Origin of the sequence: Vibrio tritonius (genome assembly GCF_001547935.1) — a bacterium.
Classification (GTDB): Bacteria; Pseudomonadota; Gammaproteobacteria; order Enterobacterales; family Vibrionaceae; genus Vibrio; species Vibrio tritonius.
In genome coordinates this window covers 2,054,801-2,067,829 of sequence record NZ_AP014635.1, presented here as the reverse complement: position 1 = coordinate 2,067,829, position 13,029 = coordinate 2,054,801, and the positions used below count along the sequence as shown (strand labels likewise).

Genomic DNA, 13,029 nt, shown 5'->3' with positions numbered 1-13,029 from the left:
TGAGACGGTGAAGCGTGCGTCAAACCTCTCGGCAATGAGATGGAGCGTGGCGGGTAATAACGAAAGGATAAGTCATGCTCCTTAGTGATCGCTTTGGTGTACAAGTTGAGTGGTACAAAAATCCGGATAGAGCGTGGTTGGCTCGTGCGTGGCTCGATTTGGAAAGTCGTTCTTCGGCTAATTTTTTCTTAAGTTGGCTATGGATTGGCACTTGGCTTGACTGCTTTGTGAAAGAGTTCACGCTCATTGAAGCCAAGCTAGATGGTCAAACAGTCGGTTTGGGTATTGTGGTTACCAAACGTCACATGTTGTCGAGCCGGTGGTGGCGCAAACAGCACTTTTTGCATCGCACGGGGTCGCAGCAAGAAGACCAAATATGGATTGAATACAATGATTTTTTGATAGCTGACCAAGAACATAATGCAATTCGAGAGGCCATGTGCGCAAGCGTTCTCAGTTGGATTGACATTCATGATGTGTTCATTGTCGGTGCCAGTCTTGCGGACAAATTTCACACATTAAGTACCTTAGGCTTAACAGAAAGAACGGTATGGGAAACCAATAATTATTTTCTCAATTTGAATGAGTTAAGAGAAAGCAAACTGACACTATCTCAGTATTTGTCACGTAATGCTCGTTACAGCATAACGCGCAGTTTGCGAGAATACCAAAAGATAGGCGATGTTGTGGTGAGAAAAGCCCAAACGTTGGATGAAGGGTTAGCGTTATTGAAGATGGCTAAACCGCTCCACATTGCACGGTGGGGAAGTGGTGCCAATGGTAGCGGCATGGCTAATCCTCTATTTTTAGCATTTCATGAAAAGCTGATCCAAAAAGGGATGGCAACTGGAGAGATAGAGCTCTATCACATCACTGCGGGTGCTGAGACAATCGGTATTATTTATAACTTCTATTACCGTGGCGTGGTCTATTTCTATTTAGGCGCGCTGAACTATTGCCATAAAAGCACGCATTTTAAACCTGGCTTAGTTTCTCACTATTTGTTGATAAATCAGGCCATGGATGATGGTGCTTGTGCTTATGACTTTATGGGGGGGAAAGCGCGATACAAGTCGACGTTCTCCAATCAAGAAGGCAACTTAGTGGTTTCTCATTACAGTAACCCAAATATCTTTTTAAGCATGGAAAGCTTTGCTAGAAAAATGAAACATCGATTTTAAATAATGGTGCTCTGGTTCTGATGGTCGAAGATGATGATTGAAAGTGTCAATAGAAAAATAGCCATTGGATACTTATGGAATTTGGTATCGAAATGGATTACACGCTTTATTGGTGTGATCAGTACCTTGATATTAATCCGAATATTGAGTCCAGTCGATTTTGGTGTGGCCACTTTAGCAAATATTGTTATGGCCTTATTTGTGATGTTATCTGAGGTTGGGTCAGATAAATATGTCATAAAGTCTCAAAATTGCACCGATGAACTACTCAATAGTGCTTGGTCTTTGAATATTACTCTCAAGTTTTTTTGTGGCGTTATTATTGCAATATTATCATCTTATATCGCTGATTTTATGCATGAACCTATATTAAGAAATGTATTATTAGCGTGTAGCGTTATTCCTTTTATTGGAGCGTTTAAAAATATAGGCATCGTTCATTTTGAACGTGAATTAAACTATCGCCCATTAACGAAACTGTCAGTGTTAGTGAAATTGATCGTATTTCCTATCACTATCGGTTTGGCTATTGTATTGAAGAACTACTGGGCACTGATGATTGGCGTATTGCTTAGTGAGATGATTTCGGTTATCGGCTCATATTGGATTCACCCATACCGGCCTCGGTGGTCGAGACAACAGTGGTCAAAACAGTGGAATTTTTCCAAGTGGATGCTTCTATCAACCACAACAGGCTATTTGCGTTCAAGAGTGGATGCGTTTTTGCTTGGTCGTTTTTTACCTGTGAATTCGGTCGGTTTATTTCGAGTGAGTCAAGAGTTTGCTTGGCTGCCATTTTCAGAAATGATTGCGCCAGCAACCCGTTCATTCTATGCCGGACTCACCCAACTGATCGATAACAAACCGGCGCTAACGGATCAACTCACTCGTTATTTGGCGTTAGCCTATTTATTGGTGGTGCCCTCTATGTTTGGTATCTATGCACTGCAGGACAATATTGTGCTTGTGGTTATGGGAGAGAGGTGGATGGCGGCAGCCCCTGTATTGGGGTTACTGAGCTTTCTCATGCTCTCTATGCCGTTAAACATAGCACTGCAAAATTTACTGACTCACTTAGACAAACTGCGTTATTTGGTATGGATGGATGTGGTGATGATTGTGGCAATAGCCAGCAGTTTTTTCATCCTCTATCAACAACATATCACTTTACTAGCAACCTACACCTTAATGCGGACTGTGCTCATGGTGTTGTTTATAGGTTTATTGTTGCTTGTTTACAAAAGAGTGTTATGCGTACCGCTTAGCAGAGTGATACCTGTGATGTTATTACCTGTGATTCCTAGCGCCATTATGTGTGCGGTTCTTTCTGAAATAAAACCAATGCTTGCATCAATACCGGTGATTAATTTGTTGGTGTTGGTCGTGGTTGGTGTATTGGTTTTTGCCTCTTTTATGGGAGGGCTGATGGCTTTAGCTAGGAAGAAGGTGCCTGAATACGATTATTTGTTGGGTTTAATAACCAGTGCTGTTTTACGTCACCGGTGGGGGGCGCAATAGGTTTTATGTGATGGTTGTTTTTACCGCTAATGTTCAATTTTAAAATGAGAAGCGAGTGATTAGTATGCAGCAAAGTATCACAGAAAATCGAGTATCCGCTTTGGTATTAGGAGAAGATACTCGCAGTTTTCTGTCGGTTGTTCGGTCGCTAGGCCGTGCAGGTTATGAAGTTCATGTGGTTTGCTACGATCAAACCAGTCCTGCACTGGCAAGTAAGTATGTGACAACGGCCAAGTACTATAACTATCAAGCGCTCACGGCGGAAGATTGGCTAAGCAGCGTATTGGCCTTGATTGAACGTTATCAATTTGATCTCATTATTCCTTGTGATGAGCGAGCTATTTACCCTTTGTGGTCAGCGAAAAGTCGTCTGCCTGCTCATACTCAGTTGGCTATCGCTAATCAAGAGGCCTTGGATTGCCTGTTTGACAAATGGAAGACCAAACAAGTTGCGATCAATTGCGATGTCTCTGTTGCCCAGGGTCATACCGAATGCCTTGAACAGGCAAGCTTTACTCATTTACACCAGCTCTATGGTCTCCCATTTGTGATTAAGCCTTTACAGTCGTTTGAAGAAACTAAACTGAGTCAAAGACAAAAAGTGGCGATTATTCACAATGAAAGCGAGTTTAATGATTATTGCTTGGGGGTGGATAACCAGCGTGAGTTTTTGATTGAGGCTTTTTTTTCCGGTAGAGGCGAAGGGCTTTCGGTATTTGCGATAGAAGGAGACGTTTATGCTGCATTTGCCCATATCCGAGTTGCAGAACCCAGTTCTGGCGGGGGAAGCTCTTATCGACAAAGCATTCCTTTAGACGAAGAGTTATTGGCTGCAACGCAGCGTATATGTAGAGCGACGAACTTAACCGGAGTGGCGATGTTTGAATTTCGCCGCGGTGAGAAAGAACAATGGATCTTAGTCGAAGTCAATGCTCGCTTTTGGGGATCACTCCCGTTAGCGATTTATGCTCATGTCGATTTTCCTCGCCTGTACGCAGATTATTTGGTGACTCGCCAAAAGCCAGAGAAAAAATATAACCATTATCGACCAGTTTTAGCCCGTGCCTTAACTGCAGACATCTATGAAATGAAAAGGGAGTATGAGCAGCTAAATGCGACTTCATCGTCTTGGTCTGCAAGAAAGCATCTAATCAAACGCTTATTTCAATTAGTGAACAGCCTTACACCTAGAGAAACAATTGATACATTTATGCTCAATGACTTAGGCCCTTTTTATGCTGAAATGTTGGGTTTGTTCAACGCCTTTTTTCTATCGAAGTTAGCTAAGTTACCTTGGTTCATTCAACTGCGCCGCTGGCGCACCAACAGAGTTCTAACTCGGTTATTTAAACACAACCCTAAGCGACGAATTCTGTTTGTTTGTTATGGCAATATTATGCGTAGTCCCTTTGCTGCAGTTTGCTTTCAAGAGTCAGCTACGCAGCAAGATATTCCCTTAGCTTGGGATTCTTTTGGATTCCATCTTATTGAGCAGCGTGCTTGCCCCGATTCGGCTTTTCAAGCGGCGTTAGAGCTTGGAGAAGATCTTTCTCATCATCAGTCTAAGTGGTTAAGTCAGTACGACCTAAACGAGACAGACATCGTTATCTATTTTGATCAGCAAAACCGAGGCAAGCTTAGAGCCTATTATCAAGTGAACCACGCCTTCTGTGCCGCTGACTTACTGGATGATCAATTTCCTCACGCTTCTACCATTGATGATCCTTATGGACGAGGAATGGAGGGGGTCGTTGAATGTTATACAGAAATATCTAACTCGGTTTCAGGGTTACTTAAAGTCTACAAAGGAGCAGTACACTCATGAGCCGCCAATTAGTGATTGTGATTCACGCAGAGGAAGAGTTTGATTGGGATGGAGGATTCTATCGTTCAAATATGGATGTTACTCACGCTGACCATTTGATAAGCGTAATGGACCGTATTATTGAACTGGGCGGTAAAATTACGTTAGCAATGGATTATCCCTTTATTACCAGTATGGGCGGACAAAAGGTCGTAAATCGCTACCGCGCCCAGCATGGGCAGAGCATTGAATTTGCCACGCATTTACATCCTTGGGTTAACCCTCCCTTTGAAGATGGCCGAGATGAAGTGGCCAACGAGGCTTCTTATCCTGGCAACCTTAGCTATGACATTGAATATGAAAAACTCAAGGTGCTGACTGAAACGATTGAACAAGTCTCAGGTGTGCGACCTAAAACCTATTTAGCGGGGCGCTATGGGGTAGGGCCAAATACGCCAAAGATCATCAAAGCGTTAGGGTATCAAGTGGACCTCAGTATCAGCGCTTACTGTGATTTTCGCCATCAGCAAGGGCCTGATTTTAGCCGTTACTCTAATCGTCGTTTTGAACAAAATGAGCTCACCTATTTACCGCACACCAGCTCGATATTGGCTGTGCTGCCGCCGCTACGTGATTACCTTAATCGTCGGCCAGAGACATTCACTTGGATTCAACAACACCGTTGGTTTCGTCTGGCCAGTAAGTTTCTGCGGGTGAAGCGTTATCGCTTGTCACCTGAAGGGTTTACCGCCAAACAAATGGCACAGCTAACTCAGGCTCAATTGGCGGTAGGGCAGCAGGATTTTATTATGTCCTTTCATTCACCAACAACGAAACAGGGCTTAACACCATACACTCGATCAGATGAAGATGTTGCTCGGTTTGTCCAGACAATTGAAACCTATTTGGTCATGTTTACCAGTGAATTTTGTGGCAAGACGGTTTTACCGTCGATGTTGATAACGTCTGATTCGCGCGGTTGAGTTCGAAGAGAATAAAGAACTAAGTTCTCAAGGAGAACGACGTTCAAGGGGGATATACGGTGGAACAAGTGATGCAGAAACCGACCGTTAGGCCGGCGCAAATATCGTCAAAATCACTGGTGATTTCGGTCATTATCGCGACGTGTAATCGACCTGATTTAGCCTATCGAGCCGTCTGTCGAGTTTTAGAACAATCGCTTGAAGCAACGCAGATGATTGTTGTGAATAATGGTTCTTCGCTTAAAAACCAAGCTCGTTATAAAGAACTGTTTAGTTCTATTGAACATCGTATCGATTATGTAGACTTGTGTTCACAACACTCTGTCGGTGTTGGGCCTTCTGTAGCGCGCAATATTGGTCTTGCTTACGCGAAAGGTGACTATGTCACTTTTTGCGATGATGATGATGAGTGGACGGATGAGCATTATTTATCCGCGATAAGTACGGTGTTGAGCCAATGCCAACCAGCAATATTATTTGCTGATCAACAGGCAATGCGTGCTGATGGTTCACTACAAAGTGAGCATTGGTTTACCCGAGCGCAACTGCTTGCCAAGGCAAAACCGCTCGATACCGAGCACTTTTATAACGTTATGCCGCAGTATTTCTATGAGCATGGTGGTTTTCCCCATCTTAATATCACGCTTTATCAAACCAAGCTAATCCAACGGGTTGGTGGATTTTGTCAAGGATTGGATTACGAAGAAGATTTCGAACTGTTTCATCGTTTCATTGGGCATGTTGATAACTTGATGTATTACGACCGAGTCGTTAGTCGTCATCATATTCCCAATCCATGCCTTGAAGAAAACGTGACAACCCAAATGAGTGATTGCCACAAACAACTGTCGCGGCTCTATATCTTCGACAAGATGTTGATAGAAAACCGCGATCCACGGCTCCTCCAATTTGCTACCACTCATGGTAGCTATGCTGCTGGGCGTATCGCTGAATGGGCGATGAATCAGGAGAATTATGCGTTGGCATATCGTATGGCAAAACAATCACTTGGATGGAAGCTTTCTGCAGGCATGCTAAAAATTTGGTGTCAGACGGTTTGGCGTAAATAAATATCGGCGACAGCAATAGAGAGAAGAAGGGAGCACAATGAATCATATCTTATTAACGACCGATGAAAACTTTGCTCAGCATTGCGGTGTTTGTATTGTTTCTTTGCTGAAAAACAACCCTCAAACGGAATTTGAAATCACTGTGGCTGTGATGGGGTTGAGTCAGCAAGCGAGAGAAAAGCTTGAGCAATGCGTGCTTAACTTTCCTAACGGCACACTGAAATTAGTCGATTTTGACGAGAAAAAGCTTGAACCGTTCCCTCAAATTGGTGCGTATCGAAAAAACATCTATCTGCGCCTTTGGGTTGATGAATTTGTTGCTGAAGATGTTGAACGGGTGCTTTATCTGGATGTGGATACGCTCGTGGTCGATACCATTGATGAATTATTCAACCGTAACTTTGATGATTTTGTGATTGGTGCCGTCGATATTCCCTTTGCTGATTGCCACCATCGATGTCATTTACCACTTGAGTATGGTTATTTTAATTCCGGTGTGTTGCTCTTCAATATACCTCGCTGGCGGAAAGAGCACTGCCGTGATGATATTTTGAATTTTCTTATTGAAAATAAGGAGATTGCAACAAACCCTGATCAGGACGCTCTTAATGGGGTGCTCTATCAAAATCGCATGACTTTAGACTCGACCTATAATGTGATAACGCCGTATTTTCGCCGTTCAGAGTATCAACAATTGGGGCACGATGAGTTGGTTCGTATTCGCCACGAAGCGAAAATTGTCCATTTTAATGGTTTGGCTAGACCTTGGTTTTACTCTTGTAATCATCCTTATCAACGCAAGTATTTTGAATACTTAGCGCTCACGCCTTGGCGCGATTTTACCCCACAGGATAAGTCGCTCTATACGTTACTTAAAAAGCATTTAAGGATATTGCTTGGCAAGGAGAGCTTTGTGCAGCTCTCTGATGTTAAAGGGATTTAAAACGAGAATGGCTGGAATAACACAGAAAATATTAAAGGCATCGCTCTTGCTGCTTTTGGTTTCTTGGTACTCTCGCTTTCTGTCCGCGGTCAGTATCATTATTTTGGCGCGTAACTTGAGCAAGTATGACTTTGGTATTTTGGCTGGCTGCTATATTGTGCAAGGCTTCTTTAATGTTCTGGCGAATGTTGGAAGTAATCAATATTTAATTCGTAAAAGTGACATTTCCGAGCATGATATTAATGCTGCTTGGACCATTAACTTTCTCTCACGCCTCGCCATTGCCATTTTGATTTTTCTGTTTTCAGGTATCGCGGCAGACTACATGCAGATACCAGAAATGGCGTTAGTGTTAAAGGTTATGTCGTTAGGCGTCATTTTTATTGGTTTACAGAGTCCTGCTATCAATCTTAAGGTGAAAAATCTGGATTATGGTCAGCTTTCCATTTTAGAAATCGTCACTAAGTCAATATCGAGTACAACATCGGTGGTTATTGCGCTTGTTTTTCAGACTTACTGGGCGGTGGTGATAGGCACGCTGGTTTACAATGGGTTGTATTCCCTTGGTAGCCAATTCATTGTTCGAAGAAAGCTAACCTTTGTTCTGAGCAACATGGGCGAGCAGTGGCAATTTTCCAAATGGGTGCTGTTAAAAGGGGTGATCAATTATATCAAAGTGGCCTTTGATAAAATCATCATCGCGAAGTTCTATTCAGTGGCAGAGCTGGGGTTATATAACTTTGCGAATGAAGCCTCAGTAACGGCGCAACAGTTTGTTATCACACCAATCAACAAGGTGCTTTATCCCAGTCTTTCTGGTTATGTGCATGATAGGAAGCAACTGTTAGATAAGGTTTATAAATCGATAGTGGTGTTGTGCTCTCTTTATCTGCCAATCGTATTTGGTGGAAGCTACCTAGCGGATAGTATTGTTCCCGCGGTATTTGGTCCACAATGGGTTGAGGCCATTCCTCTATTTCAAGCCTTTTTGGTTATGACCTTTTCTGGGATGTTAGTTGGGGTACTCACCGATGTGTTTACTTTGTTGGGCGAAGTGAAAAAGCAGTTTTACTATGAAGCAGTTACGTCCATTGTTTTTCTCATTATTATTGTCGCGATATCGTCGGTCAATCTTTACGATTTTGCCTTCTACCGTATGTACATTGCCTATTTAATGCTACTCATCTTATTTTGGGTATTGAACCGTATCATGGCGCTTTCCTTGTTTAAAACGGTGCTGTTATTGACGCCGATTTTATTGAGTTCATCTTGCATGCTGCTGGTTTTGTCTCTAGCCCAATCATTCACTATCAGCTCTATTGTGTTAGTTAATTTGGCTATCAATATTGTGGGAGGAGCGCTGGTGTATTGTGGCTCGACTTTGCTGCTCATCTATTATGTTAAGCCATTTAGTGATGAGTATGACTTCTTATATAAAACGTTCATTCGCCCGATGTTGATAGCGTTTCAGCATCGCGTGCAGTCTTAACCAACCATGATTGTCTTGGCAGAATAGGTATTTAGCATGGTCAAAATATATCGAGTGTCTCCGGGGAATTTCGGAGATGATTTAAATGAAGTCTTGATTCAACATCGTCTCGGAAACCAATTTCAGGGCAATGTTTTTCTCAATGTTGATAGACAATATGACGTTAGTGAGAACGACACCCTTGTGGTTGCCATTGGTACCATTTTGAACGAGCTCGTTCCTGCGCGAGGGAAAAAAATCGTATTGGGCGCGGGGTATGGGTATGGGCAACCTGCGTTGATCAATGAAAAATGGGATGTCAAATTCGTTCGAGGGCATTTAACGGCTAAAAAGCTAGGGTTAGAGAGTCATCAGGTGATGACCGATCCCGCGATTCTTCTTGCGAATAAAGACAACATTTATAACGTGACTGAAGGCAGAGTGGGGTATGTGCCGCATCATGGGGTTGCTAACCGGCTTTGGGAGCGTGTGTGCCAAGATTTAGGACTTAAGTACATTGACCCACGACGGTCATACCAAGAAGTGATGGACGATTTACTCTCCTGCCAGTGGGTAATGGTAGAAGCGATGCATGGTGCTATTGTTGCAGACGCGCTGCGCATTCCTTGGATTGCGGTGAGCAGTGCAGAAAAGATCAATACGTTTAAATGGAATGATTGGTGCAGTACCATTGGCCTTGAATACCAACCAACGAAGTTGATGAGCTTGTGGCCATCTTCAGATCATCGTATAAGCAAACGTCTTATTACGAGTGTAAAAGAAAAAAACGTGCGTTTACAACTGAAGAAAATCATCAAACATGGCAAGCCACAACTTAGCACAGATGCTGTGTTTAAAAGTAATCTCGGGCGTGTGACCGATTGTTATGAGAGCTTTTTTTCAAGTGTGACTAAGTGAGCGTGGGGCATGTTTGCTGCGTGTTTATCTTGTTCACAAAGTCGGTTTGAGCTTGTTTATAATCGCTTGGTGTTCCTATATCAATAAAATAGCTGCCACTAAGGTATCCATAAAAAGCGGCTTTCCTGATTTGAACTTCGAGAAAGTCGGTTTCAAATGAGAAACTAGGTTGAACGGGAAAGCGTTCGCGTAGAGAAGTGCGCATAAGATACACACCACTATTGATAGTACCCGGTTGGCCACCTTTTTTTTCTTCAAAAGCGGTGAGTTTGCTATTACGGTCTACGGTGACACGGCCATACCGACCTGTATTGTCCATCTCCCGGAGTGCCATTACTAAATCAGCATTATGTTGCGTCAGTTGTTTAATCATATCTTGCAAATCGAAACCAATAAAACTATCGCCATTTAGCACTAATGCCAATTCAGACTGCTGCACTGCTGGATTTTGCATAGCTTGTTTTAAGGCGCCGCCCGTACCTAAAGGGTTGGTTTCGATTGAATAGCGAATGGTAAGAGACTCGTATCGTTCACCAAAGTAATCCATGATGATGTATTTGTGATGTCCTACGGCAAGAACGACCTGAGATATCCCTTGCTGAATTAAATAATCGAGTAAATATTGCAAAAACGGCCTGCCAGCCACTTCGACCATAGGTTTAGCGGTTTGATCTTTGGTGATGGCGTGCAGGCGAGTTCCCATGCCGCCACACAAAATAATGGCTGTGGCAGTATGTGATGAAACCATTAAACGCCTCCCGTTAAATGGTTAACCCATTGAACAACTGAGTGGATTACACCGTCCATGATTGTGTGCCTTGCTGAGTGAAATGGAATGGCTGAATTCGACCATCTAATGTTTTCAGGGTGTGCTCAACTTCAAGGCGATGAATCGGGTCAACAAACAGCATCATAAAGCCACCACCACCAGCCCCTGTGATCTTCATTGATTTTGCGCCAGCTGTTAGTACGCGGTCTTCTATTTCATCAATACTGGCTGTTGAGATGGAGCTCGACATGCCTTTTTTTGCTAGCCATGCTTCTTTGAAAAGTGATGACATACCATCAATATCCGATTTCAATAAACACTCTTTCATCGCATACGATAGGTGCTTTACTTGGTGCATTGCTTCTAGCGAAGCGCTGTGGGGAGATTGAGTCTCTTTAATTTGTTCATCAATGATCTTCGCAGAAGAGCGAGAAACACCAGTGAAATATAAAACCATCTGACTTTCTAATTCATTGATGATGCTATCTCGAATTCGAAGTGGGTTGACAATAACGCGGTCACATTCATAAAACTCCATATAATTGAAACCGCCAAAGGTGGTCGCGTATTGGTCTTGCTTACCGCCTGAAAAGCCGCAATCAATTCTTTCAATGTCATACGCCATTTTCGCTACATCATATTCACTGAGAGGAAGTTTCAGTAACTCTTTAAAGGCACTAAGAATAGTGACCACCATGGTTGACGATGAACCTAAGCCACAGCCGGGAGGTGCATCAGAAAACGTGTAAAGTTTCATGGCAATCGGTTGATTGTCGTTAAAGTCTCGTACGATTCGGTTATAGACGGCTTTATGCAGTAGTAATTCCCCAGACAGTGGAATGCGTGCCGCTAAAGGTGTGTGATATTGCTGATGGATATCTTGCGCGATAAAGGTAATTCCGTCGTGTTCAGGAACCAGCTCAATGGTGCAGTTGGCGTACATATCTATGGTTGCGTTTAATACAGAGCCACCATAGGTATCACAATAAGGCGAAATGTCGGTTCCGCCGCCAGCCAATCCAAGACGTAGAGGAGATCGCGATCTAACAATCATATTGACACACCTTTTTCACAGTCTATTGAAAAATTATTTTATTCGATTGAAAAAATACAAATTTCATTTCTACTATAGAGATAATTGAATTAAAGTAATCTTATTCAAACCTTATTTTGATAAGGTTCTTATTGTTAATTTTATAATCACACTATGGCTAAGAAAAAAATATGTATTTGCCATCTAGTATATAGTTTCGATGTGGGTGGCTTGGAAAGGATTATCGTAAATTGTATAAATAATCTCAAAAGTGATAATTTTTGTCATGTAATTGTCTCATTGACAAAAATAGGTGATTTTTATTCTGAGATAGATATTCCAATAGAGTGTTTTTCTTTAAATAAAAAAGAAGGGAATGATATTGCTGTCTATTTTAAACTTTACAAATTACTTAATAAATTACATCCAGATGTGATCCATACGTATAATTTAGGCACAATTGAATACCAGTGGGTGGCTTGGTTAGCTCGAGTGCCACAGCGAATTCATGCAGAGCATGGCCGTGATAGCTATGACCCAAATGGTACAGTGAAAAAATACCGTTGGTTAAGACGCCTTTCCAGTCATGTTATTCATCATATGGTGGCAGTGTCTGCCGATTTGCACCAATGGCTGATCGATGAGGTAGGGGTTCCGCAGAACAAAGTGTCACTGATTATCAATGGGGTAGATACCCAGCATTACGTGAAATCTACGAGCGATGCCCAACATCATTTACCCTTTTGCCACAACAAATGTGTGTTTGGGCATGTGGCGCGGTTACATCAGATAAAAAACCAACCCTTTTTGCTCGAAGCATTTCGCGATGCGTGTGAAAAAAACAGAGATTTTGCTCAGGATAGTGTCTTGTTGATTGTGGGGGATGGACCAGACAAAACGCAGTTAGAGGGCTTTGTTCGTGGTGATTACTGGTTGAAAGAACGAGTGTTTTTTACCGGTTCTAAAACAGAAGTAATTGATTATTATAAAGAGTTTGATGTTTTTCTTATGTCATCCTTTGCGGAAGGTATCCCGATGACTTTGATCGAATCAATGTCGATGTCGATTCCCCATTTGGTGACCAAAGTAGGGGGGATTGGTGAAGTGATTATAGACAATGAGACGGGACTAGCGGTCGCCAGTGGTGATCATGACGGCTACGTGAACGGGCTGATCAAGCTGTACAGCTCTCAACAGCTACGTGAAACCATGGGGCAAAAAGCGCGTCAGCAAATCGAGCAGAACTTTAGCCAGCGCGATATGGTAGCGGCATACCAAGCCCTATACCTAGAGAGGCAAGCACAGTGATTGAAGGGTTACTTTTTACGGGGTGTTTGGGCCT

At 42.7% G+C, this 13,029-nt stretch carries 11 protein-coding genes; 9 read left to right on the top strand and 2 right to left on the bottom strand.

Going from position 1 to position 13,029, the window contains the following annotated elements; translation table 11 throughout:
• The first annotated feature begins 74 nt into the window (after positions 1 to 74).
• From JCM16456_RS09100 to JCM16456_RS09065, 8 genes are all read left to right on the top strand, one after another.
• Complete coding sequence (locus JCM16456_RS09100; protein WP_068713916.1) at positions 75 to 1,181, top strand: GNAT family N-acetyltransferase; 1,107 nt, start codon at positions 75 to 77, stop codon at positions 1,179 to 1,181.
• Between the two features lie 30 nt (positions 1,182 to 1,211).
• Positions 1,212 to 2,699 carry an oligosaccharide flippase family protein gene (locus JCM16456_RS09095; protein ID WP_068713915.1) on the top strand — a complete coding sequence of 496 codons (1,488 nt, stop codon included), beginning with the start codon at positions 1,212 to 1,214 and terminating at the stop codon, positions 2,697 to 2,699.
• Positions 2,700 to 2,763: 64 nt separating this feature from the next.
• Positions 2,764 to 4,524, top strand: coding sequence for an arsenate reductase/protein-tyrosine-phosphatase family protein (locus JCM16456_RS09090; RefSeq protein ID WP_156430493.1), 1,761 nt, complete (start codon positions 2,764 to 2,766; stop codon positions 4,522 to 4,524).
• Positions 4,521 to 5,486 (top strand): polysaccharide deacetylase family protein, encoded by a 966-nt coding sequence (locus tag JCM16456_RS09085; protein ID WP_068713913.1) that lies wholly within the window; start codon positions 4,521 to 4,523, stop codon positions 5,484 to 5,486. Before JCM16456_RS09090 ends, JCM16456_RS09085 begins: the two co-directional genes overlap by 4 nt.
• Positions 5,487 to 5,557: 71 nt before the next feature.
• Positions 5,558 to 6,556 carry a glycosyltransferase family 2 protein gene (locus JCM16456_RS09080; protein ID WP_156430492.1) on the top strand — a complete coding sequence of 333 codons (999 nt, stop codon included), beginning with the start codon at positions 5,558 to 5,560 and terminating at the stop codon, positions 6,554 to 6,556.
• A gap of 37 nt (positions 6,557 to 6,593) precedes the next feature.
• Positions 6,594 to 7,499, top strand: a complete 906-nt coding sequence (locus JCM16456_RS09075) for a glycosyltransferase family 8 protein (RefSeq protein ID WP_068713911.1) — start codon at positions 6,594 to 6,596, stop codon at positions 7,497 to 7,499.
• Between the two features lie 7 nt (positions 7,500 to 7,506).
• Positions 7,507 to 8,988: an oligosaccharide flippase family protein gene (locus JCM16456_RS09070; protein WP_162266536.1), complete on the top strand. Its 1,482-nt coding sequence runs from the start codon at positions 7,507 to 7,509 to the stop codon at positions 8,986 to 8,988.
• A gap of 36 nt (positions 8,989 to 9,024) precedes the next feature.
• On the top strand, positions 9,025 to 9,885 hold the full coding sequence (locus JCM16456_RS09065) for a polysaccharide pyruvyl transferase family protein (protein ID WP_068713909.1): 861 nt from the start codon (positions 9,025 to 9,027) through the stop codon (positions 9,883 to 9,885).
• Here JCM16456_RS09065 and JCM16456_RS09060 read toward each other — a convergent pair.
• Both JCM16456_RS09060 and JCM16456_RS09055 read right to left on the bottom strand, forming a co-directional pair.
• Positions 9,878 to 10,633, bottom strand: a complete 756-nt coding sequence (locus JCM16456_RS09060) for a nucleotidyltransferase family protein (RefSeq protein ID WP_068713908.1) — start codon at positions 10,631 to 10,633, stop codon at positions 9,878 to 9,880. The two genes, JCM16456_RS09065 and JCM16456_RS09060, sit on opposite strands and share 8 nt — an antisense overlap.
• A 46-nt stretch (positions 10,634 to 10,679) precedes the next feature.
• A complete protein-coding gene (locus JCM16456_RS09055) occupies positions 10,680 to 11,708 on the bottom strand; it encodes a GHMP family kinase ATP-binding protein (protein ID WP_068713907.1) in 1,029 nt (342 codons plus the stop codon).
• A gap of 153 nt (positions 11,709 to 11,861) precedes the next feature.
• On the opposite strand from JCM16456_RS09055, the gene JCM16456_RS09050 reads away from it, so the two are divergent.
• Entirely contained in the window at positions 11,862 to 12,995 is a 1,134-nt protein-coding gene (locus JCM16456_RS09050) for a glycosyltransferase (RefSeq protein WP_082712272.1), read from the top strand.
• Positions 12,996 to 13,029 lie beyond the last annotated feature (34 nt).